Origin of the sequence: Ruegeria sp. R8_1 (assembly GCF_017743815.1) — a bacterium.
Taxonomy (GTDB): domain Bacteria; phylum Pseudomonadota; class Alphaproteobacteria; order Rhodobacterales; family Rhodobacteraceae; genus Ruegeria; species Ruegeria lacuscaerulensis_A.
Genome location: NZ_JAGHRL010000002.1, coordinates 515,852 through 542,795, shown reverse-complemented (window position 1 = coordinate 542,795; position 26,944 = coordinate 515,852). Strand labels below are relative to the sequence as shown.

Here is a 26,944-nt window from a genome sequence, read left to right as displayed (position 1 = left end):
TCAACGCTGAGATCACAATGCTAATGCCAATCCCAAAATCGCGGACTATACAATTGAACTATGCAGTTCAGGTCATCTTCCACTCGACGCTCACCCCCATCTATTGCCACGCTTGTGCTATTGTCAGGGCTGTCGGCACTTAGTCTGAATCTCTATCTTCCCAGCCTGCCAAACATGGCTGTGTATTTCCAGACAGACTATAAGGTCATGCAGCTTTCGATCGCCCTGTACCTGATGGTTAGCGCGGTGCTGCAGATTCTTATCGGACCGATCGCAGACAAGGCCGGCCGCAGGCCAGTATTGCTGTGTGGCCTTGCCCTGTTCCTGGTGGTGACATTGGGCTGCATCTACGCGCCGAACGCCACGGTCTTTCTGGCGTTTCGGATGTCTCAGGCGATAATAGTCGTCGGCATGGTGCTTAGCCGGGCTGCCGTGCGGGATCTTTACGATCAGGATCAGGCTGCCTCGATGATTGGCTACGTGACAATGGGGATGGCGGTCGTTCCGATGATTGCCCCCGCCATCGGAGGGCTGCTGGAAGAATCCCTCGGATGGAAGGCTAATTTCTGGCTGCCTTTTGTTTTGGGCGCATTGACGCTGATCCTGTGCTTCAAAGACTTCGGAGAAACCTCAGCCAAAAGCGGGAAAACCCTGCTGCAACAGTTTCGGGAGTATCCCGAGCTGCTGACGTCTCCTCGCTTTTGGGGGTATTCGCTATCCTCTGCATTGTCGTCAGGTGCCTTCTTCGCCTACCTCGGCGGAGCCCCTTTTATCGGGACCGAGATATTCGGAATGTCAGCCGCAGAAGTTGGCGTATATTTCGGCGCGCCCGCGATTGGGTATTTTGCCGGCAACTTCCTAAGCGGTCGGTATTCCGTCCGATTTGGTGTCAACCGAATGGTCCTGAGGGGCTGCATCCTGAATGCCGCTGGCGTTTTTCTGTCGGCGCTTTTGTTCCTGTTCGGGCTAGGCACACCCCTTAGTTTCTTTGGGCTTATGACATTCGTCGGCCTTGGAAATGGCATGACGATTCCGAACGCCACTTCGGGCGCTCTTTCAGTGCGCCCACATCTGGCAGCGACGGCCGCGGGGCTGAGCGGCGCTATCATGCTGGCGGGTGGGGCTGGCCTCAGCGCACTGGCCGGATCGCTGCTAACCCGCGAAACAGGGGCGATGCCCTTGCTATGGCTGATGCTTATAACCGCCTTGCTGGCTGTCTTTGCAATCACATCCGTAATCCGGCGGGAACGTCGTCTGGGACTCTAGCAATGCTTGCGCCCCGCGATTTGCAAAGTTAATTTCCCACAACGGAATAGTTGCAAAGGCGCGCCATGGCGACCCAGAAACTCTATGCAGGCGCGAAACTGCGCGAGATGCGCACGCGCCTGACCCTGACCCAAAAGGAATTCGCCGCCAAGCTGGGGGTTTCGCTCCCGTATCTTAATCAGATGGAGAACAACAACCGTCCCATCTCGACCACGGTTGTTCTGGCATTGGCGCAGGAATTCGGCATGGACGTGACCGAGTTAAGCACCGGCGACAGCGAACGCCTTGTGTCAGACATGCGCGAAGCACTCGCCGATCCGGTTTTTGACGATGCAATGCCCCCGTTGGCCGATCTGCGACTGGCGGCATCAAATGCGCCTGCGTTGGCCCGCGCGTTTATCGCTTTGCACCGCACTTATCGGCAGACCCACGAACGGCTCGCATCGCTGGACGAAGCATTGGGGCGTGAAGATGCGCAAATTCAGGCCAGCCCCTGGGAAGAGGTCCGGGATTTCTTCCACTATTGCGACAACTACATTGACGCCGTGGATCGCGCGGCCGAGCGTTTCGCGTCAATCGCACAGGAAACCGGCGGCATTCGCGATGCCGCGATCAGCAGCCTGCGAGAAAGGGATATTCGGGTACACATTGCTGATATCAAAGAAACCCGACGGTATGACGCTGACAGCAAAACCCTGTCTCTGTCCTCGCGCAGCACGCCTCAAACGCAGGTGTTCCAGCTTTTATTGCAAGTCGCCCTGATAAACCAGGACAAGCTGCTGGAAGCGACGCTGGACTTTGCCAAATTCCAAACGGATGAAGCCCGCGCCATCGCCAAGATCGGCCTCGCCAACTATTTCGCAGGCGCATCCCTGATGCCCTACAGCGCATTCCTTGGGGCCGCGCAAGACTACCGCCATGATCTGGAACTACTCAGCAACCGCTTCGGGGCTTCAATCGAACAGGTCGCTCACCGCCTGTCGACACTGCAACGTCCCGGTGCCAAGGGTATTCCGTTTTTCTTTGTCCGTGTCGATCAGGCCGGTACAATCACCAAACGCCACTCGGCCACACGCCTGCAATTCGCCCGCTTTGGCGGCGCCTGCCCCCTTTGGAACGTGCACCGCGCCTTTGAAACACCGGGCCATTTCCTGCGGCAACTGGCGGAAACCCCCGATGGCGTTCAATACATCTCGTTGGCGCGGGACGTTTCGAAATCCGGCGGATCCTTCGGCGCGCCTGTGCGTCGCTACGCCATCGCGCTTGGATGTGAAGTGCGGCACGCCGAAGCGCTCGTCTACGCAGATAATCTGGATATCAATAACGCCAGCGCCTACGAACCTATCGGAATATCCTGCCGTATCTGTGAAAGGCAGAACTGCCATCAGCGTTCGGTTCCACCACTCGAACGTCGCCTGACCATCGACGCCCATACCCGCAATACCTTGCCTTACGAAGTCACCTAAACTTCACCTGGCCTGAAATACCCCGGGGGAGGCGCGGCGTGCCGCGACGGGGGCAGAGCCCCCGCCCTTTAAGCTTATGCTTTGGACAAGATCGCCCAGATCTCATCTTTTAGAACCGCGCGCTTCTTGCGCAATTCACCTTCGGCCAAATCCTCCATCGGCTCGACATTGGTTTCGGCTCGGTGCACCACGCGGTTGATCTCATGGTACTCCTCTGCCAGCCGCGCAAAGTGAGCGTCTGATTGCTTGAGCTGGCTCATCACCTCAACTTTGTCCGGAAACTCTTCGGCCAGTTCATGCGGGGTGTTGGACATTCCTGTTCGCTCCTTAGATTAGTCGTTGCGATTTAGGTTTATAGATGTCTGTGCTACCCCGCTTTGACGCGGATCAAATCACCGCTGTGCTGTCGCCCATTGGGGATGAATCCATGGCCGGTCATTGGCCTTGGGCAACGGGTTGCGCCCCAACACATGATCCGAGACCTTCTCTCCGACCATGATGGAAGGCGCATTGAGGTTGCCATTGGTAATCTGAGGGAAAACCGAACTATCGGCCACCCGCAGCCTATCCACACCGATCACGCGGCCTTCAGGATCAACAACCGCGTTTGGATCATCCGCACGCCCCATCCGACAGGTTCCGCATGGGTGATAGGCGCTCTCGGCATGTTCGGCGATGAAAGCGTTCAATTCATCATCTGTTTGAACGTCAGCACCGGGCTGGATTTCCTTGCCTGCGTAGGGTTTGAACGCCTCCTGCCCGAAAATCTCGCGGGTCAGGCGAATACAGGTGCGGAAGTCTTCCCAATCCTTCTCATGGCTCATGTAGTTGAACTTGATCACAGGGGCATCCTCGGCCCTTTTGGATCGCAATGTCACAGCACCCCGCGACGGCGACCGCATCGGCCCAACATGCGCCTGGAACCCATGCCCCTCGGCCGCCGCCTGCCCGTCATAGCGTACGGCAATCGGCAGGAAGTGGTATTGAATATCCGGGTATTCGACACCCGGCTGCGAGCGGATGAATGCCGCGCTTTCGAACTGGTTCGAAGCACCCAGCCCGGTTTTCGTGAACAGCCACTGCGCGCCGATCAAGCCCTTGCTGATCAGGTTCCAGTGTTTATAAAGCGTGATCGGCTGCAGCGATGCCTGCTGGATATAAAGCTCCAGATGATCCTGCAGGTTTGCGCCCACACCGGGGCGATCCGCGATCACCTCAATCCCATGCTCGGCCAGATGCGCCGAGGAGCCAATCCCTGACAACATCAACAGTTTGGGCGAGTTGATGGACGACGCCGCTAGCACCACCTCGCGCCGGGCGCGAATGACCTCAGTCTTACCACCGCGCACAAGTTCAACTCCGGTCGCCCGGCCATCCTCGATCACCACACGCCCGGCCAGACCCCGCACAATATCGCAATTGTCACGCTTGAGCGCAGGCTTCAGATACGCATTCGCCGCCGACCAGCGCCGCCCCTTCCAGACGGTCTGCTCCATTGGGCCAAAGCCTTCCTGCTTTTCGCCGTTATAGTCGCCCGTGATCTCGTAGCCTGCCTGCTGGCCCGCATCGACGAACGCTTTGAACAGCGGATTCTCGCGCGGCCCACGCGACACATGCAGCGGACCATCGGTGCCGCGCCACGCCGTGTCGCCCCCGTGCCCACCGTCGTGCCAGGTCTCCATGCGTTTGTAATAGGGCAGCACATCCGAATAGGACCACCCATCCGCCCCCATCTCGGCCCAGGTGTCAAAATCCCGCGCGTGGCCGCGCACATAGACCATGCCGTTGATCGAGGACGATCCCCCGATCACCTTGCCGCGCGGACACGCCAAACGACGGTTGTTCAGATGCGGCTCGGGCTCGGACTGATAGCCCCAGTCGTAGCGCGACATATTCATCGGATAGCTCAGTGCGGCCGGCATCTGGATGAACGGTCCAGCATCCGTTCCGCCATGCTCGATCACCAGAACCGAGGCCCCTGCCTCGCTTAACCGGTATGCCATCGCGCAGCCTGCGGAACCTGCGCCGACGATGACGAAATCTGCTTCCATTTTCGGGTCTCCGTTGCCCACCCGACGCCAAGTTTTTCGACGAAAAATCTCGGCCAAGCCGGAAGGGATCTTTCGATATCAGGTGTTTATTCTCCGCGGGGAAAGCGTTGGCTTTCCTCGACGACATTCAGGTCCATGTGGTTGCGCATGTAACGCTCGGATGCCTTTTGCAGGGGCTGGTAATCCCAAGGGTAGTACCCCCCCTGCCGCAGCGCCTCATACACCACCCAGCGGCGGGCTTGACTGGCACGTACATCTTCGTCGAACCGGTTTAGATCCCAACGCGCCTCGGACTTGGCACGCAGGGTTTGCAAGGTGCCTGCATGTTCAGGTTTTTCGGCGAGATTTTCCAACTCATGCGGATCGGTCTCAAGGTCGAACAACTGGTCGGGGTCCAACGCGCAACGGTTGTATTTCCACTTGCCATACCGCAGCGAAACCAGCGGCGCGTATGACGCTTCGGCGGCGTATTCCATCGCCACGGGCGCAGTCCGCTCGGCGCCTTTAGCCAGCGGCACGAGGTCTTCGCCATCGGTCCATGGTGCGATTTCGGCCATGTCGACACCTGCAAGCGCGCCAAGAGTCGGCGTGACGTCGATGGTCGAGACCGGTGCCTCAATCCGACCCGCTGGTAAATCGGGCGAAGCGATCATCAGCGGCACCCGCGACGAGCCCTCGAAGAAGGTCATCTTGAACCACAGGCCCCGCTCACCCAGCATGTCGCCGTGGTCCGAGACAAACAGGATCGTTGCCTCTTGCCGCGTGGTTTCCAACACTTCGAGGATTTCGCCGATCTTATCGTCCAGATACGAGATATTGGCGAAATAGGCCCGGCGGGACTTGCGGATATCGTCCTCGGAAATGTCAAAGCTACGCCAGTCATTCGCGTCGAAAATCCGCTTGGAATGCGCGTCCTGATTGTCATAGCCAAGATCGGAAACTTCGGGCAGCAGGTGCTCACAATCCTCGTACAGATCCCAGTATTTCTTGCGCGCCACGTAAGGATCATGGGGATGAGTAAAGCTGACGGTCACGCACCATGGGCGATCGTCCTTGCCGCGCGCCAGATCATAGAGCTTGGCCTTGGCGTTATATGCTACCTCGTCGTCATATTCCATCTGGTTGGAAATCTCGGCCACGCCCGCGCCCGTTACCGAACCCATGTTGTGATACCACCAGTCGATCCGCTCGCCCGGCTTGCGATAGTCGGGCGTCCAGCCGAAATCGGCGGGGTAGATGTCAGTGGTCAGGCGGTCTTCGAACCCGTGCAACTGATCGGGACCGACGAAATGCATCTTGCCTGACAAGCAGGTATAGTACCCAGCCCGCCGCAGGTGGTGCGCATAGGTGGGGATGTCGCTGCGGAACTCGGCCGCATTGTCATAGACGCCGGTGCGCGAGGGCAACTGCCCGGACATGAAACTGGCCCGTCCCGGTGCACAGAGCGGCGAGGCCGTATAGGCATTGGTAAACCGCGTGGACCGCGCCGCCAGTTTCTTGAGGTTAGGTGCATGCAGCCAATCTGCGGGACCGTCCGGAAAGAGGGTCCCGTTCAGCTGATCTACCATCAGGATCAGGATGTTGGGTTGTGTCATTTTTCAGCCTCGAGAAACGTGTCCAGCATGCGCATCGCATGATTCACCGCCAGCTGAGGCTCTTCAGGTGCGTTCAGCGCGGCATGGATATACAGCCCGTCGATCAGCGCCACCATGTCATCCGCAGCTTCGACAGGATCTTTCAACAGCGGACGCAAAGCGTCGACCAGATTTGACCGGATACGCGCCTGATACGTCTTCCACAGGCGCAGAGCCTCAGTGTTGGTTTGCGCCAAAACATAAAACGTCATCCAGGCCGCGATCACATCGGGTGTAAAACAGGACGGTGCAAAACAAGCGCGGATAATCGCTTGTGCCCGTTCCTCTGGGGCAGCCCCTTTCAGTTCGGCCAGCGCTTCTGCCCGGAAATCGGACAGGATACGGCGCATGGCGGCCAGGAAAATCTGATCCTTGCCCCCGAAATAGTGATGCGCAAGCGCGCTGGACATACCGGCCCGTTTGGCGATCTGGCTAACAGTGACATCAAGGGATTTCTTCGCCCCCAATTCGGCAATCGTGGCTTTGACGATCGCATCCCGACGGATCGGCTCCATTCCGAGTTTTGGCATCGATACCCCTCCACTGCGCAAGATGAAAAAACGCTAAGAGGTTTTTATTGACCCGTCAATCAATAACGCCTTGTTCCTTCGGAAACAGCTACAGTTTCGGAGCGATACTGGGTGTCGTCAGGCTGCCGCGGTTCAGAACGGCTTCGCGCCAGGCAATAAAGCTGACGGCGGACAGAATCAGAGTGCCTCCGGCAACGACCCAGATGTCGACGCTTTCGTGAAACACCAGCGCACCCATGAGGGTCGCCCAGATCAGCTGCAGAAACGTAACCGGCTGCGTCACCGCTACGGGTGCCGCCTGCAGTGCCAGCGTCATGAAGTAATGGCCCAACGTGGCAAAACTGGCGACCAGAAACAACACGCCGAGGTCATACAGACTAGGCGGTGTCCATACGGCCACCGCAAAGGGGATCAGCGCGAGTGTCACCCAGATCGACATATGCGCCACTACGACTGAGGGCGGCAAGTCCTGCACGAGCCGTTTGGCCAGCAAATATGACGCCCCTAACGTCAGCGAGGTCATCAACATGGCCATATGGCCCGGCGAAACCTCTCGAAAGCCGGGCCTGAGGATGATGGCAACCCCGATCAGGGCCACGCCAATGGCCGCGATGCGGCGAAACGCCAGTGGCTCACCCAGAAACAGCGCCGCACCAAGTGTCACGTAGACCGGGGTCATGTAGTTCATCGCTGTGACTTCAGCCAAGGGTATCTGGGTCATGGAATAGAACCACAACATCACCGACACCGCGTGAACGATCCCGCGTATGCCGAACAGGGTTAAGTGCCTGCGCGACAACGGTGTCGAGACGATCAAGCGCAGCGCGGGCAAGAGAAAGACCAACCCAAAAACGAACCGCAGAAAAGCAGCCTGTATCGGATCCATGCTGGACCCCAGCGACTTGACCAACGCTGTCATGACCACAAAAGACAACCCGGCCGAGAACATCCAGAACATGCCAGCAACAGGCCGAGCGGGGGCGGTGAGAGTTGTCATGTTAACGGTTCAACACTGAATACCGCTTGGGGACAAGCCCTCAGATCACGACAAGCTTGGCCGCGATCGCCAACATCACCACACCGATAATCACATCCAAGACCTGCCAAGCTCTGGCGCGGGCGAATATAGGAGACAAAAACCCTGCCCCGTAGCCGAGAGAGAAAAAGAAGACAAAGCTTGCGGTCATCGCACCAACAGCAAAAGCCAAACGGTCCTCGTATTGGGCTGAAATCGACCCGATTAGCACAACCGTATCCAGATAAACGTGCGGGTTAAGCCAGGTGAAGGCCAGCACCGTCAGCAGCACAGTCCGCAAACTAGATCGCTGACCGCCCTCTACCTCCATCACTGCGCCCCCGCGCCACGCGGAATTTAGGCTTCGCAACCCGTACCAGGTCAGAAAAATCGCGCCCCCGTACCGCATCGCGGTTTCGAACCAAGGAACCATCTGCGCCAGCGATCCGAAACCGGCCACACCCGCTGCGATCAGGATCGCATCCGACACCGCGCAGGTTAGACACAGGGGAAATACATGCTCGCGCCGCAAGCCCTGCCGCAAAACAAAAGCATTCTGCGCCCCGATAGCAAGGATCAGGCTAAAGCCGAGCGCAAATCCGGCAATCAGAGACGTGGGCATGAGAACTCCTTAAGCTGTTGGCCAGTTGACTACGATGCCCAAGGCTGCCTATCAAATTAAAGATGTTTATCCCGATTAAGTTTTACTAATGCTGCTCGACCCCAATCACCTGTCTGCTTTGTCTGCCATTCTGCGTCATGGCAGCTTTGAGGCCGCCGCGTCCGAGCTATCGGTCACTCCTTCCGCTATTTCCCAGCGAATTAAAGCGTTAGAGGACCGGGTCGGTGCCGCATTGATCCTTCGCGGCACACCCTGCACCGCCACTCCGGCTGGTCTGCGCATCGCCCAACACGCCGAGGACATCGGATTGCTAGAGGCCCAATTGGCGCGTGAATTGACGCTGGACCAAAACACGAACCCTACGCGTGTTCGGATCGCAGTGCCTGCCGACGTGCTGGCAACATGGTTTATCGACGCCATGGCGCAGGTGGACGACATGCTGTTTGATCTTGTGATCGACGATCAGGATTATTCCGCTGACTGGTTAAAGCGCGGAGAGGTCAGCGCAGCGGTCACTATCGGAGGTCAACCTGTCGCGGGCTGTGATGCAATCGCGCTCGGGTCGTTGAGGTACTTGGCGACAGCAAGTCCGGCCTTCATGCAAAGGTGGTTTCCGAAAGGGGTAAACATCGACAGTCTTGGCCAGGCGCCAAACCTGACATTTAACCGTAAAGACGGCCTGCAAAGGGCCTGGATCACTCAACAAACCGGGCGGCGCCTTTCGCCGCCCTCTCACTATCTGGCTTCTTCGCATGGCTTTGTCGAAGCCGCGATTGCCGGGCTGGGATGGGGGATGAACCCCGAAGGTCTTGTGAAGCCAGCGTTGCGCGATGGCAGCCTGTCCCTGTTGCTTGCGGATGCGCCTTACGATGTTCCCCTGACATGGCAAGTCGGGCGCATTCTGGCCCCGGCGCTGCGCCCGTTGACCCAAGCGGTGAAACGCAGCGCAAGCAAGGCGTTGCAGCCGGCATAGGTCAAGCCGAAGCCGAGCTTTCTGCCACCGGCAAAACCAGGCGATAGCAGGCAAAGGCCGCGAATACGGCCACCACGACGATAAAGGCAATGGCCCAAGCGACCTCGTGCATATGCGCCACCGCGGCCAGCGCGGCGGAAAGGATGACTGCGACCAGGCGACTGACGCTCTTGATCGCTGCTGCGCCCTTGACGCGCTGATCCTTCGGGGCCACGTCCAGGTAATACAGTTTTCGTGCGCTGCTGATGCCGGTCACGGCCACCGTCACGATGAACAGCGCGATCGCGTGCAGATGAACATCATGATCCAAGTGCAAGAAATGAAAAGTCAAAAGCACCGCCCCAGTGATGGCGACCATCAGGTTGCCCGTCACCATGACCGCCCTATGAGACTTCATGTTCACCACCTGCCACAACGGAGCGGAAACCAGATATCCAGACGCCGAGGAAACGATCATGGCTGTCAGACCCTTGGTCGAGGCATGGTGCGCCTCAGCCGCGATCAGGGCGAAAAAGGGCACTGAAAGTGTGGCCGCGACCAGAGGCAAGCGCATGATCATGTAACGCCGGAACCACGCCTCGTTGAACATCGCGGTGATGTCGGTAAAATAGGTGATGAACTTGCGTTTCGGTGCGGGCACGGCGTCGCCGGTGCTTTCTCCACCGCGCGCGCCTTCGAACATCGCCAGAATGGCCAGGCCCGACAGGATAAAAAAGCCCACGGACACGAAGATGATTGCCGAATGACGCGAGAAAGGTGGGTTTTCTTTAACGATCTCATGCACCAAAAGCGCCAGTCCAATGGCGCCGAGCCCTCCGACCCCTAGTTGCAGGTAGCGCATGATCATGCGGGATTTGGATTGAACGTGATCGCCCAGTAAGTCCGTATACATGAGCATCTGCGTCTCATCGACCAACCCGATGATGAAGAAAACAAGGACAAACGCCGCCGCGATCAGTGGCACATAACCCGTCGTCGCAACCCCCAGAGCGATCAGAAGGCAGAGGCCGACCGCGACCTCGGTCAGCGCAATGCCACGTTTCTTGCGGTCGTGTGCCGAAATCGAACGCGCCAGGAACACATCCGCAATCACGCTGCCCACCATGCGAACCGAGACCAGCGCGCCTGCTATGAACATCGGCAAGTCCAGCGAGACAGCAAGAAACGGCAGCACGATAGAGGGGCTGCCAAGCGTCCAGGCGATTTGCGACAGGATGCTTTGCCCGGTCAGAACCGGCAGATTTCGTTTTGCGGTGGTTTGGGAATTGTCCGCCATGCCCTCATACGCGTTTTTCAAGCAACTTACCCGGTTTAAAGCACCCGGCCAAGCACACTGAAAAGGCGCGTAAAAAAACCCGACCAGAGGCCGGGTTTTCCTATTCGAATAACGACAGGATCACAGCTGCGCCATGACCTCATCCGTTGCTTCGAAGTTGGTCGTTACGCGCTGCACGTCGTCATCGTCTTCCAGCGCATCGACCAGCTTCATCAGCTTTTGCATATCTTCCAGACCCAGTTCGGTCGTGGTCGTGGGTTTCCAGACCAGCTTGGTGGATTCGGATTCGCCCAAGGCCTCTTCCAGCGCGTTGGATACGTCGTTCAGATCGGTATCGGCGCACCAGATGATGTGACCGTCTTCCGAGCTTTCGACATCCTCAGCACCGGCTTCGATCGCGGCCTCAAAGATTGTGTCCGCGTCGCCCGCGTCCGCCTGATAGACAACCTCTCCCTTGCGGTCGAACATGAACCCGACCGAACCGGTCTCGCCCAGATTGCCGCCATTCTTCGAGAACGTGGACCGCACGGTCGAGGCAGTCCGGTTGCGGTTGTCGGTCATCGTCTCGACGATCACCGCCACGCCGTTGGGGCCATAGCCCTCGTACCGGATTTCTTCGTATTCGTCGCCTTCGCCTGCAACAGATTTCTTGATCGCGCGGTCGATCACGTCCTTGGGGACCGAGTTCGACTTGGCTTCTTTCACCGCCAGACGCAGGCGCGGGTTCTTGTCGGGATCGGGGTCGCCCATCTTGGCGGCCACGGTGATCTCTTTCGACAGTTTGGAAAACAGTTTGGACCGCGCGGCGTCCTGACGTCCCTTGCGGTGCTGGATGTTGGCCCATTTGGAGTGGCCTGCCATAATGCGTCCTCGTCATCGTGATTACGTGTTCGGCGCTCATATAGACGGTTGCAGGGGGCAGGATCAAGAGAGCGGCTTGCCCGATATCCCGTCACGGGTATGGTGGCGACATGACAAGTGATCAAATCATTCTTTTTGCCCTTTTCGCCACGGTTTTTGGAATGCTGCTATGGGGGCGGTTCCGATATGATCTGGTTGCCTTTTCGGCGCTGATGATTGGCGTCGTGCTGGGCGTCGTGCCCGTGGATGACGCATTCGCCGGGTTCGGCCATCCCGCAACCATCATCGTGGCGCTGGTTCTGGTGGTATCCGCCGGGCTGGTCCGCTCGGGCGCGGTGTTTCTGATCACGCGCTCGTTGGTCGATGCCTCGCGCGGGCTTGGCGCGCACATCGCGCTGATGGGCGGGATCGGCGCGGTCCTGTCGGCCTTTATGAATAACGTGGCGGCGTTGGCCCTGCTGATGCCGGTCGATATCCAGACGGCGCGCAAGGCCGGGCGGTCGGTGGGCCTGTCACTGATGCCGCTGAGTTTTGCCACCATTCTGGGCGGCATGGCTACGCTGATCGGGACTCCGCCCAACATCATCATCGCCTCGATCCGGGCCGAGACACTGGGCGAGCCGTTCCAAATGTTCGATTTCGCCCCGGTCGGTGGGATCGCGGCCATCACAGGGTTGGCCTTTGTCGCGCTGATAGGTTGGCGGTTGATCCCCAACCGCGGGCCGCAGACCGAAAGCTCTGAAGCGCTGGCCGAATACATCGCCGAACTGACCATCCCGCCGGAATCCCCTCAGATCGGCAAGCGTGTGAGCGAATTATACGAAGCTGCCGAGAAATCCGACGTGGCCATCATCGGCTTGATCCGCGACGGCAAGCGGCGCTATGGGCGGTCGGCCCATGCCACCCTGCACGCGGGCGACGCGCTGGTGCTGGAAGCCCGCCCCGAGGCGCTGGACGAATTCCGCGCGGCGCTGAACCTCGATTTCTCGGACACGCGACGGCAGGAGTTGCTGACCGCCGAGGGCGACGGGCTAGAGGTGATCGAGGTCGTCGCCACCGAGAACGCCCGCATCACCGGACGCACCGCGCAAGGATTGGGGCTGGCATGGCGGCAAAGCACCGTGCTGATGGGCATCTCGCGCCAGGGTCGTCAGATCACCGAACAAGTCCGCAAGACCGAGGTCGAAGCAGGCGATATCCTGCTGCTGCTCTGCCCCCGCGACCGCAGCGCGGATGTGACCGAATGGCTGGGTTGCCTGCCTCTGGCAGAGCGGGGCCTGAATGTAACCGCCAATGATAAGGCGTGGCTGGCGATTGGCCTGTTCGGGGCGGCCGTGCTGGCGGCCAGTATCGGGCTGATCTACCTGCCGATTGCGCTGGGTCTGGTCGTGGTGGCCTATGTGCTAACCAAAATCATGCCTATTAGCGAGATCTACAACCATATCGAATGGCCCGTCGTGGTACTGCTGGGGTCGATGATCCCACTCGGTAGTGCATTGGAGACTTCTGGCGGGACTGAATTGATCGCAAATGCGCTGATCCAACTGACCAACGGCCTGCCCGCATGGGCCATTCTAACGGTGCTGATGGTGGTCACGATGACCTTGTCGGATGTGCTGAACAACACCGCCACCGCCATCGTTGCCGCTCCTGTGGGCATCCAAATGGCGCGAACGCTGGAGGTCTCGCCCGATCCGTTCCTGATGACGGTGGCCGTGGCAGCCTCGGCTGCGTTTCTGACGCCCATTGGCCACAAGAACAACACGCTGGTGCTTGGCCCCGGCGGCTATCGCTTTGGCGATTACTGGCGCATGGGGCTGCCATTGGAGGTTCTAATCATCGCCGTTTCAGTCCCCTCGATCCTTGTGTTCTGGCCGCTGTGACGGATAAAGGCTGCTTATGAAACGATTTCTGATCCTGCAATTGCGCCCTGAGACGGACGCCTCGGATGCTGAGTACACCTCGGTCCTGGACAAAACCGGGCTGACGCCCGAGCGAACGCATCGCATCCGTCTGGATTGCGAAAATCTGCCTGAGGGGCTGGACGTAACCGATTACGCAGGCGTGATCGTCGGCGGAGGCCCCGGCTGCGTCAGCGATGACCCCGCGACGAAATCTGACATAGATGCCCGCGTCGAGGCGTCGATCATGGGATTGATGCCGCAGATAACTGCGCAGGACCATCCCTTCATGGGGTGTTGCTATGGCTTAGGCATTCTGGCCGCCCACCTTGGCGGGGCGGTCAGTAAAGAAAAATACGGTGAACCCGTCGGGCCTTCGACCTGCCACGTGACCGAGGACGGTATGCAGGACCAGCTAACGGCAGGGCTGCCCGTAACTTTTGACGCGTTTGTCGGCCATAAAGAGGCGGTTCAGGCACTACCCGAAGGATGCGTGCACTTGCTGGCCTCGGACCCCTGCCCGTTTCAAATGATCCGTTTCGGCCAGAACGTCTATGCGACGCAGTTCCATCCCGAGGCCGAGGCAAAGGACTTTGAGGAACGTATCAATATCTACAAGCATCACGGCTATTTTCCACCAGAGGATGCCCAGCGCCTGATCGACATCTGCCACGCGGCCGACGTCACCCAGCCGGCACTGATCCTGCGCCGTTTTGCGGAACGCTATGGCTGACCCAACGGCGCGGTTGCGCAATTGCGGACCGCTCGCATAGGCTGACCGGAACGGCTTTGGGAGGAGTTGTTCTTGGATCTACTCATATCTGTCGGCCTGCCCCTGTCGCTGGCCATTATCATGCTATCTCTGGGCGTGGGCCTTGAGGTTGCAGATTTCCGCCGCGTCCTGACACGCGGCTACCCCTTTGCTATCGGCGCGCTGTGTCAGGTCGTGCTGCTGCCAATCGCGGCCTTTGCCACGGTCAAACTGTTCGCGCTGCCGTCCGAAATTGCGGTTGGGTTTATGATCCTCAGCTTCTGCCCCGGCGGTGTGACCAGCAACATCCTGTCGAAACTGGCCAAGGGGGACGTGGCCCTGTCGGTCAGCCTGACGGCAGTGATCAGCCTGTTGTCGATGCTGACCGTGCCGTTTCTGGCCGCGTGGTCGATCGCGCATTTCATGGGGGCCGACGCCCCCGAAGTCTCGATCACCGGGCTGGCTGTCGCCATGTTCCTGATCACCACCCTGCCCGTCGCAATCGGTATTAGCATCCGCCATTTCGCAACTGGATTTGCAAACCGGATCGAGAGCGGCTTATCCAAGTTGGCAACGGTCTTGTTCGTGCTCGTGGTTCTGGCTGCATTGGCCGCAAATTGGCAAACATTCACCGAAAATCTCGGGATCATGGGCAGCGGCCTGATCACCCTGAACGTTGCACTACTGCTGATCGGTCTGGGGATTGCCAAAGCCGCGAACCTGTCATGGGATGAGGCCAAAACCGTCTCAATCGAAACCGGCATTCAGAACTCGACTCTGGGCATCACGTTAGCTGCGCTGATCACTGGCACCGAAAGCGGATTTAGCCCGCTGGCCCTGCCGTCGGCCGTTTACGGGATCACGATGTATGTCGTGGCCGTGCCTTTCCTCCTATGGTTCCGCCGAAAGGACGTCGCATGACCAATAACACTGCAGATGCCATCGTTGTGGGGGCTGGGCTGGCCGGACTGGCTGCCGCTGCCGAGCTGGGCGACCGGGGCAAAAAGGTCATCATCGTCGATCAGGAACCGGCACATTTTCTGGGCGGGCAAGCATTCTGGAGCCTTGGCGGGCTGTTCATGATCGACACCCCGGAACAGCGCCGCATGGGCATCCGCGACAGTCACGATCTGGCCCTGCGCGACTGGATGGGCAGCGCGCAGTTCCACCGGGATGAGGACGCATGGCCGCGCAAATGGGCCGAGGCTTATGTGGAATTCGCCGCAGGTGAGATGCGCCCGTGGCTGCACGATATGGGCCTGCGCTGGTTTCCGGTGGTCGGCTGGGCTGAACGCGGCGGGTCCTATGCGGACGGCCACGGCAACTCGGTCCCGCGGTTCCACATCACATGGGGCACTGGGCCGGGTGTGCTGGAACATTTCATCCGCCGCGTGCAGGAACATGTGGATAACGGGCTGATCCAGATGAAATTCCGCCATCAGGTCAGCCATATCATCATGCAGAACGGCTGCGCCAAGGGGGTCTCGGGCGAGGTTCTGGCCGATGACACCGCCCAGCACGGGGCCAAGACCAACCGCGACGAAGTGGGTGAGTTCGAGGTCTACGCGCCTTCGGTCATCGTCAGTTCCGGCGGCATTGGCGGCAATTTCGAGATGGTGCGCAAGAACTGGCCCCGTGATCGGCTGGGCGAGCCGCCTCAAAAAATGGTCGCAGGTGTTCCCTTTCACGTCGATGGCCGCATGATTGCCATCAGCGAGAAGGCCGGCGGCCACGTGATCAATGGCGACCGCATGTGGCACTATACTGAAGGCGTGCAGAACTGGGATCCGATCTGGCCAGCGCATGGTATTCGTATCCTGCCGGGACCAAGCTCGATGTGGTTTGACGCGACCGGCAACCGGATGAAACCGCCCTGCCTGCCGGGGTTTGATACCTTGGGCACGCTGAAGGAAATCCTGAAAACCGGCTATGAATACAGCTGGTTCGTGCTGACCCAGAAGGTGATAAAGAAGGAATTCGCCCTGTCAGGGTCCGAACAGAACCCCGACATGACCGAAGGCGGTTGGCGCGAAGTGCTGTTGCAGCGGATACTGACCGGATCAAAAGCCACCGCCCCGGTCGAGGCGTTCAAACAGCATGGCGAGGATTTCATTGTCGCCAATACACTCAGCGAGTTGGTGCGTGGCATGAACCAGATGGGCGACGCCCCAATCGACGAGGACCATCTGCGCGCCCAAATCGAAGCGCGGGATTCACAGGTCGATAACCCCTTCACCAAAGATGCCCAGATGGCGGCCATTCTGGCCGCGCGCAACTATCGTGGCGACCGGCTGATCCGCACCGCCAAGCCGCATAAGTTCCTTGATCCGAACAACGGTCCGCTGATCGCGGTCAAACTGCACGTTCTGACGCGCAAGACGCTGGGCGGGTTGCAGACCAACCTCGACAGCCAGATGATCGGCGCCGACGGTCAGGTCGTCCCCGGCCTGTTCGCGGCCGGAGAAGTCGCAGGCTTTGGCGGCGGAGGATACCACGGATACAACGCGCTCGAGGGCACGTTTCTGGGCGGCTGCATCTTCTCGGGCCGCAATGCGGGACGCTCACGCGCTGTTGCTTGATTAGTGCGCGCGGACGAATTTCAGAACGGGCTCTCCTGCTGCGTCCAGAAGGACAAGGCTGTCTCCGGCCATTGCATAGCGGGTGACAGTCTGAAGCGCGGCAAGGAATTGATCTTCGACCTCTTCAAGCTCGGGCGGGCATGCCATCAGAGTCGCAGCCATGTTGTCAGGGAAATTCAGGCTGTCACCACTGATTTCGGCTTGGCCCGAGAACCTGTTGCACCCGCCGGTACCGCCGAACGCGCCGCCCTGCGCAAAGGTAATCTGAGGCGGGCGTTTCGCGTCCACCACTTCTCCGTTAATGCCGATTGCTGTCCAGTTGGTGCCATCCAGACTTGCGGCTGGTTGCGAAGGCACCTTCACCAACAAAAGATCTGCCGTATCCCCCGCTCCTCGCGTTAGCACAGGGTTTACCGTATCTGTTGTGAACAGCAGTTTGTTGCCCTGATAGATAGCGCCTCGGACGGCATATGTCCGGCCATCTTGAATCAGCGCGTCGTCATAGGTCAGCTGGTAGTCGGCAGGGACATTGGTCAACGCATAGCGCTGCGACGCAAGCGTCACTGCAGGCGCATCAGCCAGAGAAACATCCTGCAGTTCGACGAAAAGAGTCGCGTCTGGAAGCACTGCGATCCGCTCGCGATATGTGGCGGTCCCGGTAACGGTACCTGCATGGCTTTGTCCGCCCAGAATAGTCAGTGCAACTGCGCCAACGACGATGGCCTGGCCGAGCTTCGGAATAGGCATGTTCCAATCCTTTCACATTCGTATTTGATAAAAAGATCGTGACTTGATCAGCGTTTACAAGCCCCCCGCATTTTATTCGGCAATTACGTGCCGTCGCTACAGCGGCCAGATCAGCGGAATCAGCAGCGACGCCAGCAGCCCCACGGTCAGGTTCAACGGCACACCCACCTTCAGAAAATCGGTGAACCGATACCCGCCGGGGCCGTAGACCATCATGTTGGTCTGATACCCTATTGGCGTCGCAAACGAGGCCGAGGCCGCGACCATAACCGCCACCACGAGCGGGCGCGCATCAATGCCCACCGCCTGCGCCAGACCGATGGCAATCGGCGTCACGACCACGGCCACCGCGTTATTTGACACAAGCTCGGTCAAGACCGAGGTCAGCAGGTACACGGCCCAGATGATTAGGAACGGCGGTAGAGAGCTTAAGCCGGGGGCAACCGCTTCGACAATCAGGGACACCGCACCAGATTTATCCAGCGCTGCGCCAATCGCCAGCATCGAGAAAATCAGCGCCAGTAGACGGCCTTCGACAAAGGAAAACGCCTCATCCGCGTCGATGCAGCGCGTCAGCAACACCACCGCAACCGCGATGATCGACAACAGCAGGATCGGAGCAACGCCAAGCGCTGCAAGCAGGACGATGCCAACAAGTGACCCGATCGCAATAGGCGCGTGACTGCGACGGAAAGCCCGAGCCGAAGGCTGCGAGACGTCTACCATATCCATATCTGCGGCCAGCTTCTGAACATCCTCAGGCGAGCCTTCCAACAGCAACGTATCCCCTACGCGCACAACCAGATCATCCAACTGCCGTCCGATATTCTGGTTCCGACGGTGCACAGCCAGCACATACACACCATAGCGCCGGCGCAGACGCATCGCGCCCAGAGTTCTGCCCACCATTCGGCAACCGGGAGTGATCAAAACTTCGACCGTCTTGGTTTCGACCGCCGAAACCTGATCGACGCGCTTCAATTCCTTGTTGCTCTGAAGGCTCAGCAGCTCGGTCATCTCGGTGCGCAAAACCACGCGGTCACCCAGCTTAAGCTCAACGCCCTTGAGGTTGCGACGCAGCGATTCATCGCCCCTAACCACGTCGATCAGACGCACGCCGGGACGTTTGAACAGCTGCACGCCTGTCACTTCGCGCCCGATCAAGTTGCTTTCTGGGGGAATAACTGCCTCGGTAAAGAACTTCATCTTCGAGCGATCGCTTAGAAGTGAAGCCATGCTGTCGCGATCCGGTAGCAGGCGCGGCGCAATGAACCGCAGATAGACCATGCCGTAGATCACCAGCGCGATGCCCAATGGCGTGACCTCGAAGATGGTAAACGGGGCCATGCCCTGCGACCGGGCCACACCATCCACCAACAGGTTGGTCGACGTGCCGATCAGCGTCAGCGTTCCGCCCAGAATCGCCGCATAGCTGAGCGGGATCAGCAGCTTTGAGGCCGGCACGTTCAGCGTCCGCGCAATCTGCACAAAGACCGGGATCATCACCACGACCACGGGCGTATTCGACACCACGGCCGAGGCCAAAACGACAAAAGCCATCAGAAGACCGATAGCAAAGCGCGGGTTCACCTGCGCCTGCTTTTGCGCGGTGGAGGTAAACGCATCCAGCGCGCCGGTACGCACAAGCGCCCCCATGATGATGAACATCGCCGCAATGGTCCACGGCGCGGGGTTGGACAGCACGGCCAGCGCGCTTTGGTAAGGCAAGATACCGGTCAGCAGCATGACGGCCACGCCGCCAATAGCCACCACTTCAGTCGGGTAGATCTCGCGCAGGAACATGATGAACATGCCCGCGACAACCATCAGCGCCAGTATCGCGCTGCCCGTCTCTGTCAGTTGGATGAATTGCATTCCTGGTGTGTCCGACCTCTGGCCCGGCGGTCAGTTTCACGCATTGCGCGAGGCAGAGCAAGCCTTACTGCGGCCCCGCATGCTGCAATCGCCCGCCAACACGCACCATATGCACAGATTTTGCCTGCCCGTCGCGATCATCGGTTTCGACAAACACGCCGCTTAAGGTGGCCTCGCCATTGGCGGGGGTGAACCGCGCCTTGGGCATCCCGGTGATAAAGCGGCGCATCGGCTCGACCTTATCCATACCGATGACCGAGTCGTAGTCGCCGCACATACCCGCATCGGTCAGATAGGCCGTCCCGCCGGGCAGAATCTGCGCGTCTCCTGTAGGCACATGTGTGTGCGTGCCGACCACAAGGCTGGCGCGTTTGTCGCAATAGTGGCCCATCGCCATCTTTTCCGACGTCGCCTCGCAATGCATATCCACGATGATCGCATTGGCCTGCCCGCCGCGCGGGTGGGACTTCAGGATCGGCTCAACACCCGAGAACGGATCGTCAAAGGGCCGCTTCATAAAGACTTGCCCCAGCACCTGCACCACCAGCACCTTGCGCCCCCCCGGCGCGTTGAACAAACGATGCCCCCGCCCGGGCGCCCCCTTGGCGAAGTTTACGGGGCGCACGATGCGTGGCTCTTTCTCGATGAATTGCAGCATATCTTTCTGGTCGAACGCGTGATCGCCCAGCGTCAGGCAATCCGCCCCTGCATCCAGCAGCAGCTTGGCGTGATCGCCGGTCAGCCCCATCCCGTTCGACGCGTTCTCGCCATTGACCACAACAAAATCCAGCCGCCATTCATCGCGCAGACGTGGCAAATGTTGTTGAATGGCCGTGCGTCCTGCACGGCCCATAACGTCACCCAGAAACAATATTCTCATACGAACCGTCCTAAGTGTGGCCTCGGTCAAGCACAAGTGGTTAAACTGCCGCCATAACGCAGGGAAACATATTGCATCAGGAGACATTCATGACCCGCTACATCTTCTCAGCCGCTTTACTGACCCCGTTGGCTGCCTGTGACCCCACCCCCGGGCCTGAAGTCGGACTGGCCAATCCTGCGGCTACGTTCTGCGTCGAAAAAGGCGGCACATATGAAATCGTGGACGGTGCCGAGGGACAGACCGGAACCTGCACCCTGCCCGACGGGTCAAAACAAGACGCGTGGGAATTCTTCCGCGCAGAAAACATGGGCTAGCTTAAAACGTCAGAACCCGGCTTTCGGTGATCACCATATCCAGCGGTTGATCTGTCGGTTCCAGCGGCAGCCCTTCCGCTTCCTGAGCATCAAAGGCGAACCCGATGGCCAGCGTCGGGCGTTGGGCCCGCAGCCCTTCCAGCGTGCGGTCATAAAACCCGCCCCCATAGCCCAGACGCCCGCCTTGTGCATCAAACGCCACCAGCGGCACGATCAGGATTTCCGGGTCGAAATAGTCGTCGACCTCGGGCACTTTCGCACCGAACGGGCCGTCTTTCAGCGCACCTTCGGGCGTCCAACGGGAAAACTGCAGCGGCTGCGCCGCGGCCTGAATGACCGGCACACCGACGGGGCCATAGGCCGAAGCCTCGGCCATGGCAGGCAGTGGGTCAATCTCGGTGCGGATGGGCATATAGCCCGAGATCGGCACGCCCCGGTGCCCTGCCAGCACTTCGGATAAACGTCCGGCCGCACCGGGCAATCGCGTGTCAAACGCGGCTTTGCGGCGCGCAAAAGCCGCCTTACGCGCGGCGGCTTTGATTTCGGTTAGATCGGTCACAGTAGCACCACGCTGGCAAGCCCCAGAAAGATGAAGAACCCCATGACATCCGTGGTGGTGGTCACAAAAGTCCCCGACGCCAGCGCAGGGTCAACGCCCAGACGGTCCAGCACCACCGGTACTACCGTACCCGCAAAGCCTGCGATGATCATGTTCACGACCAAGGCCGACCCGATCACGACACCCAGCATCGGAGAATCGAACCACATCATCCCCACCGTGCCCAGCACGACGGCAAAACACAGCCCGTTCAGCATCCCCACCAGCAATTCCCGCCGGATCACCCGCATCACGTTGGCCGCCGTCAGGTCGCGCGTGGCCAGCGCCCGCACCGCCACAGTCAGCGATTGCGTACCCGCATTCCCGCCCATCGAGGCCACAATCGGCATCAGGATCGCCAGCGCCACCAGCTGATCAATCGCCGCCTCGAACTGCGAAATCACCAACGAGGCACAGATCGCCGTACACAGGTTCACGGCCAGCCATGGCAGACGCCGCTTGCTGGTCGCCGCCACACTGTCCGAGATCGAGCTTTCGTCACTGACCCCGGCAAGACGCAGGATATCTTCCTCGTGTTCTTCGTCCAGCACGACCATGGCGTCGTCGATGGTGATCACACCAACCAACCGCCCATCTCCATCCACCACCGGGGCCGAGATCAGGTGATATTGGTTGAACGCATAAGCCACGTCTTCCTCGTCCTGATCCACGGGGATGGTGTGAAACTCTTCCTCGGCGATGTCATGCAGGGGAACCTCACGCCGCGTCGCCATCAGCTTGCCCAAAGTCACTTGTGCCACCGGCTTAAGGCGCGGGTCGACCAGCACCACGTGGTAGAACTGCTCGGGCAGATCATCGTTGGCGCGCATGAAATCAATGGCCTGCCCCACGGCCCAATGATCAGGGGCCATGACCACCTCGCGCTGCATGAGGCGACCGGCCGAGTTCTCTGGGTAGGACAGAGCCTGCTCGGCAGCGACACGTTCGGAATCCTCCAGCGCGTCAAGGATCGCCTCCTGCTGCGGCTCTTCCAGGTCTTCCAACAGGTCGACAACATCGTCACTTTCCATGTCGCGCACAGCGTCGGCCAGAACGTCCGGGCGCAGGACGCCGATCACCTCTTCGCGGATCGCCTCATCCAGTTCCGACAGAATGTCACCGTCGAATTCCTTGTCATAAAGCCGGATCAGGCGGGCACGGTCGTAAGGGTTGATCTGCTCCAGCAGGTCGGCGATGTCGGCGGCGTGCAGCGGCTCCATCAGCTCGACCAGCTTGTCGCGGTCATCTATGTCAACGGCGTAGAGGATCGCCGCTACTGTCCGCCGGTCCAGCGCATAGGCGTCATCATCGCTGGTCGCATCGGTTACGGGTTCATCGAAGCCTGTGGTCATGTCTGCCCCCGTGTTCTGGTCATTGGCCTCTAATTAGAAGAAGCAGCTACCGGAAAACAATGACAATGCGCCGATTTACCGACAAGTTTCGCCGCCCTATGGTGTTTCCACACCCCATACAGGCGGAGATGACAAAAAATGGCGCAAAAAACGCTGCTGAAAGGCCGTGTGCTGAGCTTTGAGGGCTCGCCCTTTGAGGGCGACCCCACTGATGCGGTTAAGATCAGCGAGGCGGTTCTGATCGACGGCGACCGCATTGCAGCCGTTGGGGACGCCACCGGCCTGCGCGCAGATCACCCTGAAGCAGCGGTGGTCGATCACGGACAGCACGTGATCATGGCCGGGTTCGTGGATGCGCATGTGCATTACCCCCAGACGGCGATGATCGCCAGCTGGGGCAAACGCCTGATCGACTGGCTGAACACCTATACCTTCCCCGAAGAGATGAAATTCGGCGACCCGGCCTATGCCGCCGAGATCGCCAACCGCTATCTGGACCTGACAGCAGCGCACGGCACCACGACCATGTGCAGTTTCTGCACCATCCACCCCGAAAGCGTGGATGCGTTTTTCACTGCTGCGCAAGCCCGCAATCAGCGCGTGGTCGCAGGCAAAACCTGTATGGATCGCAACGCGCCCGAGGGGCTGCGGGACACGGCGCAGACCGCATATGACCAATCGCAAGCATTGCTGGAGAAATGGCACGGCGTCGACCGTCTGTCTTATGCCATCACGCCGCGGTTTTCGCCGACCTCGACGCCCGAGCAACTGGAGGCGATGGGTGCGCTTTGGGCCGAGCATCCGCATTGCCTGATGCAGACCCACCTGAGCGAACAGACCGATGAGATCACATGGGTCCGCGAGCTGTTCCCCGAGGCGCGGGATTATCTGGATACCTACGAGAAATTCGGACTGCTGGGATCTCATGGCGTTTACGGCCATGTCATCCATTTGGAGGCGCGCGAACGGGATCGTCTGCGCGAGGTGGACGCGGCGCTGATCCATTGCCCGACCTCGAATACGTTCATTGGCTCGGGCCTGTTCGACATGACCGGGTTGATGCGCGACGGGCACCGGGTGGGGCTGGCCACGGATACGGGCGGCGGGTCGAGCTTTTCAATGTTGCACACGATGGCCTCGGCCTATGAGATCGGCCAGCTGCGCGGTGCGCCTCTGCACGCGGCGCAGCTGTTGTGGCTAGGCACTGTCGGGTCAGCTCGGTCGCTGCGGCTGGACGACCATATCGGCAATGTCGCGCCTGGGATGGAGGCGGACCTGGCTGTGCTGGATTTGGCCTCAACCCCCGCTATCGCCCAGCGCGAGGCTTGCGCGGACGATCTGTGGGAGGCGATATTCCCCACCATCATGATGGGTGACGACCGCGCCATTGCCGAGGTTTGGATCGGGGGACGGGCTGTTTCAGCTTGATGGGCCTGCGGCCCATGCCTCCGGCGGGGATATTTTTGGACAGATGAAGGGCGGACCCGCGCCTAGCCCGCCAACGCGCGGGCGAGGCGGTTTTGGGTTTCGATGATTCTGGGCAGGTCGAGCGTTGCGATCTGTCCGTCACGCACGATTTGGCGGCCTTCGACGAACAGGTGTTTGACCTTCATCGGACCGGACAACAACAGCGCGGCCTTGTCCCAACTGCCTGCGCTTTCGATGCCACGCGTGTCCCAGATGGCAATGTCGGCGCGTTTTCCGGGCTCTAGCCGGCCACAATCAGGTCGGTTCAGCACATCTGCCCCGCCGCGCGTGGCGATTTCCAGTGCCTCGCGGGAAGACATCGCATCGGCCCCGTTTGCGACGCGTTGCAGCAGCATGGTTTGCCGGGCTTCAAGGATCAGGCTGCCATTGTCATTGCTGGCCGAGCCGTCCGCGCCCAGACCCACCGGAACGCCGCGATCTCGCATCGCCCGGACCGGGGCAATCCCCGACCCCAGACGGCAATTCGAACAGGGACAATGGGCGACGCCGGTTTGCGTGCGGGCGAACAGGTCAATCTCGGCCCCGTCCAGCTTAACGCAATGGGCGTGCCAGACGTCCGAACCCGTCCAGCCCAGATCCTCGGCATATTGCCCCGGACGGCAGCCAAATTGGGCCTGAGAATAGGCGATATCCTCGTCATTTTCGGCCAGATGGGTGTGCAGCATCACGCCCTTGTCGCGCGCCAGAACAGCTGTATCCCGCATCAAATCCCGGCTGACCGAGAACGGCGAACAGGGGGCCAGCCCAACGCGGCACATTGCGCCTTCGGACGGATCATGGAAGGCGTCCACAACGCGGATCATGTCGTCTAGGATTGCCTGTTCCTTTTCGACCAAAGCGTCCGGTGGCAAGCCCCCGTCGCTTTCGCCAATGCTCATCGCGCCTCTGGTCGGGTGAAAACGCAGGCCAATCTCGGCCGCCGCAGCTATTGTATCGTCCAATCTTGCACCGTTGGGGTAAAGATACAGGTGATCCGAACTCAGGGTGCAGCCCGTCAAAGCAAGCTCGGCCAGCCCGATCTGTGCCGAGACAAACATCTCTTCCGGCCCAAATCGTGACCAGATCGGGTAGAGCGTCTGCAACCACCCAAACAGCAGTGCATTCTGCCCATCGGGAACCGCCCGCGTGAGCGTCTGATAGAGGTGGTGGTGCGTGTTAACCAGACCCGGCGTGACGACGCATCCGGCTGCATCGTGCACGTCCCCCAGCGTTGTCAGCCCATGGCCGATCGCTGCAATCTGACCGCCCCGGACCAAGATATCCGCACCCGCCAGTTCACGGCGCGCGTCATCCATGGTTAGGATTGAGTCTGCGTTTTTGATAAGGAATTCTATCACTTCGCCCTCCTTGCACATGCCCGTTTCATGCATGGAGTGCGATGGCTGGCGGAAAACGGGCTCAAGAACCAGCGGGGCGAACGCTACCCGACCATCGCCCCCGCATCAACCTGTTTCAAACGTTGTGCAGAATGGCCAGCGCCTTGGCATGCAGGTCAGCATTCGCCGCAGCGAGCACGCGTCCACCCTGATGTGCCGGGCCACCTTGCCAGTCAGTCACGATACCGCCTGCAGCCTCGATCACTGCGATGGGTGCCTGAATATCATAGGCATTCAAGCCGCATTCAATCACCAGATCGACCTGCCCCGCTGCCAACAACGCGTAGGCATAACAATCCATGCCGTAACGTGTCAGGCGCACGTGCTGCGCTACGGATTCAAAACCTGCGCGTTCTTGCGAAGTTCCCACCTCGGGGAACGTGGTAAACAAAACGGCTTGATCCAGCGTTTCTGTCGCGCGCGTCTTCAAAGGTTGTGTGCCAGTCGGACCTGAGACCTCGGCAGTATCCACCGACCCTATGAAACGCTCGCCAATATAGGGCTGATCAATCACCCCCATGACGGGTCCGTCCTGAGTGCTGAGGGCAATCAGAACCCCCCACGTCGGAGTGCCACTGATGAAGCCTCGGGTTCCGTCGATCGGATCCAACACCCAGGTGCGACCGCTGAGCCCCTCGACCTGCCCATATTCTTCACCGAAAATGCCATCGTCTGGACGGTGACGCGCCAGAACCGCACGCATGGCCTGTTCCGCCGCCCGGTCCGCGACAGTGACCGGGTCAAAACCGTCAGCCAGCTTGTTCGAGGTTTCCAGATCCGGTTTCCGGAAAAAAGGAAGAATGACCTCGCGCGCGGCGTCGGCCATTTCCTGTGCTACTTCTATGTCACTGAGCGAGATCTGTTGCATGCGACACCCGTGAGGATCACAGGCATCAGAGTCAACCCGCTAATTCAAGCGACGTCGCTGAGAACCCGAGCCAGTTCGAAAAGACGGCGGCGCTGGTTTTCAGGAATCGCATAATAGGAGCGGACCAGATCCAGTGCTTCCTTGTCCCCCATCAGATCCGCAGGAACCGATTTCTTGCCAGCGGTTTCTTTTTCGGCCTCTTCCAGACCTTCAAAGAAAAAGCTGACCGGAACATCTAGTGCCTCGGCAATGTCCCACAGGCGGGATGCGCTGATTCGGTTGGCCCCTGTTTCATACTTCTGGATTTGCTGAAACTTGATACCAACCTGCTGCGCCAGCTGCTGTTGAGTCATCCCAATCAGCCAACGGCGATGCCGTACGCGCTTGCCCACATGGACATCGACGTGATGGGTCATCGGTATTCTCCTCTACTACACACAACTTCCAGGGACGCACGGCCTACACCACCACCGCATCACTAGCGAGTCGCGCTTAACCACTCCCTAATTTGGAACATG

The 26,944-nt window shown here is 59.6% G+C and carries 25 protein-coding genes; 9 read left to right on the top strand and 16 right to left on the bottom strand.

All coding sequences use genetic code 11. From position 1 onward, the window contains the following. The first annotated feature begins 60 nt into the window (after nt 1-60). Both J7380_RS06760 and J7380_RS06755 read left to right on the top strand, forming a co-directional pair. Nucleotides 61-1,266 (top strand): multidrug effflux MFS transporter, encoded by a 1,206-nt coding sequence (locus J7380_RS06760; protein ID WP_209195041.1) that lies wholly within the window; start codon nt 61-63, stop codon nt 1,264-1,266. Nucleotides 1,267-1,331: 65 nt separating this feature from the next. Beyond that, entirely contained in the window at nt 1,332-2,732 is a 1,401-nt protein-coding gene (locus tag J7380_RS06755) for a helix-turn-helix transcriptional regulator (protein WP_209195040.1), read from the top strand. Nucleotides 2,733-2,806: 74 nt separating this feature from the next. Here the strand turns inward: J7380_RS06755 and J7380_RS06750 are convergent, their stop codons facing one another. The 6 genes from J7380_RS06750 to J7380_RS06725 form a co-directional block, all read right to left on the bottom strand. After that, nucleotides 2,807-3,046 carry a YdcH family protein gene (locus J7380_RS06750; protein WP_170352480.1) on the bottom strand — a complete coding sequence of 80 codons (240 nt, stop codon included), beginning with the start codon at nt 3,044-3,046 and terminating at the stop codon, nt 2,807-2,809. 78 nt (nt 3,047-3,124) lie between these two features. Further along, nucleotides 3,125-4,783 (bottom strand): choline dehydrogenase, encoded by a 1,659-nt coding sequence (betA, locus tag J7380_RS06745; protein ID WP_209195039.1) that lies wholly within the window; start codon nt 4,781-4,783, stop codon nt 3,125-3,127. Nucleotides 4,784-4,869: 86 nt separating this feature from the next. Then, nucleotides 4,870-6,378: a choline-sulfatase gene (betC, locus tag J7380_RS06740; RefSeq protein ID WP_209195038.1), complete on the bottom strand. Its 1,509-nt coding sequence runs from the start codon at nt 6,376-6,378 to the stop codon at nt 4,870-4,872. Then, a complete protein-coding gene (gene betI / locus J7380_RS06735) occupies nt 6,375-6,947 on the bottom strand; it encodes a transcriptional regulator BetI (protein ID WP_209195037.1) in 573 nt (190 codons plus the stop codon). Before betI ends, betC begins: the two co-directional genes overlap by 4 nt. Nucleotides 6,948-7,035: 88 nt before the next feature. Beyond that, on the bottom strand, nt 7,036-7,944 hold the full coding sequence (locus J7380_RS06730) for a DMT family transporter (protein WP_209195036.1): 909 nt from the start codon (nt 7,942-7,944) through the stop codon (nt 7,036-7,038). Nucleotides 7,945-7,984: 40 nt separating this feature from the next. Then, nucleotides 7,985-8,584 (bottom strand): LysE/ArgO family amino acid transporter, encoded by a 600-nt coding sequence (locus J7380_RS06725; RefSeq protein ID WP_209195035.1) that lies wholly within the window; start codon nt 8,582-8,584, stop codon nt 7,985-7,987. Nucleotides 8,585-8,672: 88 nt separating this feature from the next. On the opposite strand from J7380_RS06725, the gene J7380_RS06720 reads away from it, so the two are divergent. Next, nucleotides 8,673-9,557, top strand: a complete 885-nt coding sequence (locus J7380_RS06720) for a LysR family transcriptional regulator ArgP (protein ID WP_209195034.1) — start codon at nt 8,673-8,675, stop codon at nt 9,555-9,557. A 1-nt stretch (nt 9,558) separates the two neighbouring features. Here J7380_RS06720 and J7380_RS06715 read toward each other — a convergent pair whose 3' ends face one another. Beyond that, nucleotides 9,559-10,854, bottom strand: coding sequence for an MFS transporter (locus J7380_RS06715; RefSeq protein WP_247742426.1), 1,296 nt, complete (start codon nt 10,852-10,854; stop codon nt 9,559-9,561). A 99-nt stretch (nt 10,855-10,953) separates the two neighbouring features. Beyond that, complete coding sequence (locus J7380_RS06710; protein ID WP_170352472.1) at nt 10,954-11,694, bottom strand: YebC/PmpR family DNA-binding transcriptional regulator; 741 nt, start codon at nt 11,692-11,694, stop codon at nt 10,954-10,956. A gap of 110 nt (nt 11,695-11,804) precedes the next feature. Between J7380_RS06710 and J7380_RS06705 the strand changes: the two genes are divergently transcribed. From J7380_RS06705 to J7380_RS06690, 4 genes are all read left to right on the top strand, one after another. Next, nucleotides 11,805-13,577 (top strand): SLC13 family permease, encoded by a 1,773-nt coding sequence (locus J7380_RS06705; RefSeq protein WP_209195033.1) that lies wholly within the window; start codon nt 11,805-11,807, stop codon nt 13,575-13,577. 16 nt (nt 13,578-13,593) lie between these two features. Further along, nucleotides 13,594-14,328: a glutamine amidotransferase gene (locus tag J7380_RS06700; RefSeq protein WP_209195032.1), complete on the top strand. Its 735-nt coding sequence runs from the start codon at nt 13,594-13,596 to the stop codon at nt 14,326-14,328. 72 nt (nt 14,329-14,400) lie between these two features. After that, nucleotides 14,401-15,267 carry a bile acid:sodium symporter family protein gene (locus J7380_RS06695; RefSeq protein ID WP_209195031.1) on the top strand — a complete coding sequence of 289 codons (867 nt, stop codon included), beginning with the start codon at nt 14,401-14,403 and terminating at the stop codon, nt 15,265-15,267. Beyond that, nucleotides 15,264-16,925 carry an FAD-binding dehydrogenase gene (locus J7380_RS06690; RefSeq protein ID WP_209195030.1) on the top strand — a complete coding sequence of 554 codons (1,662 nt, stop codon included), beginning with the start codon at nt 15,264-15,266 and terminating at the stop codon, nt 16,923-16,925. Before J7380_RS06695 ends, J7380_RS06690 begins: the two co-directional genes overlap by 4 nt. On the opposite strand, the gene J7380_RS06685 is transcribed toward J7380_RS06690, so the two are convergent. The 3 genes from J7380_RS06685 to J7380_RS06675 all read right to left on the bottom strand — a co-directional run bounded on the left by J7380_RS06685 (nt 16,926) and on the right by J7380_RS06675 (nt 20,427). Further along, nucleotides 16,926-17,672, bottom strand: coding sequence for a YbaY family lipoprotein (locus J7380_RS06685; protein WP_209195029.1), 747 nt, complete (start codon nt 17,670-17,672; stop codon nt 16,926-16,928). Between the two features lie 96 nt (nt 17,673-17,768). Next, nucleotides 17,769-19,547, bottom strand: coding sequence for an SLC13 family permease (locus tag J7380_RS06680; RefSeq protein ID WP_209195028.1), 1,779 nt, complete (start codon nt 19,545-19,547; stop codon nt 17,769-17,771). A 64-nt stretch (nt 19,548-19,611) separates the two neighbouring features. Then, entirely contained in the window at nt 19,612-20,427 is an 816-nt protein-coding gene (locus tag J7380_RS06675) for a TIGR00282 family metallophosphoesterase (RefSeq protein ID WP_209195027.1), read from the bottom strand. A gap of 89 nt (nt 20,428-20,516) precedes the next feature. On the opposite strand from J7380_RS06675, the gene J7380_RS06670 reads away from it, so the two are divergent. Beyond that, nucleotides 20,517-20,744, top strand: a complete 228-nt coding sequence (locus J7380_RS06670; protein WP_209195026.1) for a DUF333 domain-containing protein — start codon at nt 20,517-20,519, stop codon at nt 20,742-20,744. A 1-nt stretch (nt 20,745) separates the two neighbouring features. On the opposite strand, the gene J7380_RS06665 is transcribed toward J7380_RS06670, so the two are convergent. After that, the gene (locus tag J7380_RS06665) at nt 20,746-21,303 is read right to left on the bottom strand and encodes a 5-formyltetrahydrofolate cyclo-ligase (protein ID WP_209195025.1); all 558 of its coding nucleotides are present in this window, start codon (nt 21,301-21,303) and stop codon (nt 20,746-20,748) included. Further along, nucleotides 21,300-22,694, bottom strand: coding sequence for a magnesium transporter (gene mgtE, locus J7380_RS06660; RefSeq protein ID WP_209195024.1), 1,395 nt, complete (start codon nt 22,692-22,694; stop codon nt 21,300-21,302). Before mgtE ends, J7380_RS06665 begins: the two co-directional genes overlap by 4 nt. A gap of 138 nt (nt 22,695-22,832) precedes the next feature. On the opposite strand from mgtE, the gene guaD reads away from it, so the two are divergent. Beyond that, nucleotides 22,833-24,122 carry a guanine deaminase gene (gene guaD, locus J7380_RS06655; protein ID WP_209195023.1) on the top strand — a complete coding sequence of 430 codons (1,290 nt, stop codon included), beginning with the start codon at nt 22,833-22,835 and terminating at the stop codon, nt 24,120-24,122. A gap of 62 nt (nt 24,123-24,184) precedes the next feature. Here guaD and J7380_RS06650 read toward each other — a convergent pair whose 3' ends face one another. The 3 genes from J7380_RS06650 to J7380_RS06640 all read right to left on the bottom strand — a co-directional run bounded on the left by J7380_RS06650 (nt 24,185) and on the right by J7380_RS06640 (nt 26,842). Beyond that, nucleotides 24,185-25,519, bottom strand: coding sequence for an 8-oxoguanine deaminase (locus tag J7380_RS06650; RefSeq protein WP_209195022.1), 1,335 nt, complete (start codon nt 25,517-25,519; stop codon nt 24,185-24,187). Nucleotides 25,520-25,634: 115 nt separating this feature from the next. Continuing rightward, entirely contained in the window at nt 25,635-26,426 is a 792-nt protein-coding gene (gene hisN, locus J7380_RS06645) for a histidinol-phosphatase (RefSeq protein ID WP_209195021.1), read from the bottom strand. 44 nt (nt 26,427-26,470) lie between these two features. Next, the gene (locus tag J7380_RS06640) at nt 26,471-26,842 is read right to left on the bottom strand and encodes a helix-turn-helix transcriptional regulator (protein ID WP_170352458.1); all 372 of its coding nucleotides are present in this window, start codon (nt 26,840-26,842) and stop codon (nt 26,471-26,473) included. Nucleotides 26,843-26,944: the final 102 nt, after the last annotated feature.

What these genes read in the sequence shown, in the direction of transcription:
- J7380_RS06730 (WP_209195036.1), bottom strand. Translation starts at nt 7,944, where the DNA reads ATGACAACTCTCACCGCCCCCGCTCGGCCTGTTGCTGGCATGTTCTGG.
- J7380_RS06760 (WP_209195041.1), top strand. Translation starts at nt 61, where the DNA reads ATGCAGTTCAGGTCATCTTCCACTCGACGCTCACCCCCATCTATTGCC.
- J7380_RS06705 (WP_209195033.1), top strand. Translation starts at nt 11,805, where the DNA reads ATGACAAGTGATCAAATCATTCTTTTTGCCCTTTTCGCCACGGTTTTT.
- J7380_RS06670 (WP_209195026.1), top strand. Translation starts at nt 20,517, where the DNA reads ATGACCCGCTACATCTTCTCAGCCGCTTTACTGACCCCGTTGGCTGCC.
- J7380_RS06700 (WP_209195032.1), top strand. Translation starts at nt 13,594, where the DNA reads ATGAAACGATTTCTGATCCTGCAATTGCGCCCTGAGACGGACGCCTCG.
- J7380_RS06710 (WP_170352472.1), bottom strand. Translation starts at nt 11,694, where the DNA reads ATGGCAGGCCACTCCAAATGGGCCAACATCCAGCACCGCAAGGGACGT.
- betC (WP_209195038.1), bottom strand. Translation starts at nt 6,378, where the DNA reads ATGACACAACCCAACATCCTGATCCTGATGGTAGATCAGCTGAACGGG.
- J7380_RS06750 (WP_170352480.1), bottom strand. Translation starts at nt 3,046, where the DNA reads ATGTCCAACACCCCGCATGAACTGGCCGAAGAGTTTCCGGACAAAGTT.
- J7380_RS06675 (WP_209195027.1), bottom strand. Translation starts at nt 20,427, where the DNA reads ATGAGAATATTGTTTCTGGGTGACGTTATGGGCCGTGCAGGACGCACG.
- J7380_RS06685 (WP_209195029.1), bottom strand. Translation starts at nt 17,672, where the DNA reads ATGCCTATTCCGAAGCTCGGCCAGGCCATCGTCGTTGGCGCAGTTGCA.
- hisN (WP_209195021.1), bottom strand. Translation starts at nt 26,426, where the DNA reads ATGCAACAGATCTCGCTCAGTGACATAGAAGTAGCACAGGAAATGGCC.
- guaD (WP_209195023.1), top strand. Translation starts at nt 22,833, where the DNA reads ATGGCGCAAAAAACGCTGCTGAAAGGCCGTGTGCTGAGCTTTGAGGGC.
- J7380_RS06725 (WP_209195035.1), bottom strand. Translation starts at nt 8,584, where the DNA reads ATGCCCACGTCTCTGATTGCCGGATTTGCGCTCGGCTTTAGCCTGATC.
- mgtE (WP_209195024.1), bottom strand. Translation starts at nt 22,694, where the DNA reads ATGACCACAGGCTTCGATGAACCCGTAACCGATGCGACCAGCGATGAT.
- betI (WP_209195037.1), bottom strand. Translation starts at nt 6,947, where the DNA reads ATGCCAAAACTCGGAATGGAGCCGATCCGTCGGGATGCGATCGTCAAA.
- J7380_RS06640 (WP_170352458.1), bottom strand. Translation starts at nt 26,842, where the DNA reads ATGACCCATCACGTCGATGTCCATGTGGGCAAGCGCGTACGGCATCGC.
- J7380_RS06720 (WP_209195034.1), top strand. Translation starts at nt 8,673, where the DNA reads ATGCTGCTCGACCCCAATCACCTGTCTGCTTTGTCTGCCATTCTGCGT.
- betA (WP_209195039.1), bottom strand. Translation starts at nt 4,783, where the DNA reads ATGGAAGCAGATTTCGTCATCGTCGGCGCAGGTTCCGCAGGCTGCGCG.
- J7380_RS06755 (WP_209195040.1), top strand. Translation starts at nt 1,332, where the DNA reads ATGGCGACCCAGAAACTCTATGCAGGCGCGAAACTGCGCGAGATGCGC.
- J7380_RS06680 (WP_209195028.1), bottom strand. Translation starts at nt 19,547, where the DNA reads ATGCAATTCATCCAACTGACAGAGACGGGCAGCGCGATACTGGCGCTG.
- J7380_RS06690 (WP_209195030.1), top strand. Translation starts at nt 15,264, where the DNA reads ATGACCAATAACACTGCAGATGCCATCGTTGTGGGGGCTGGGCTGGCC.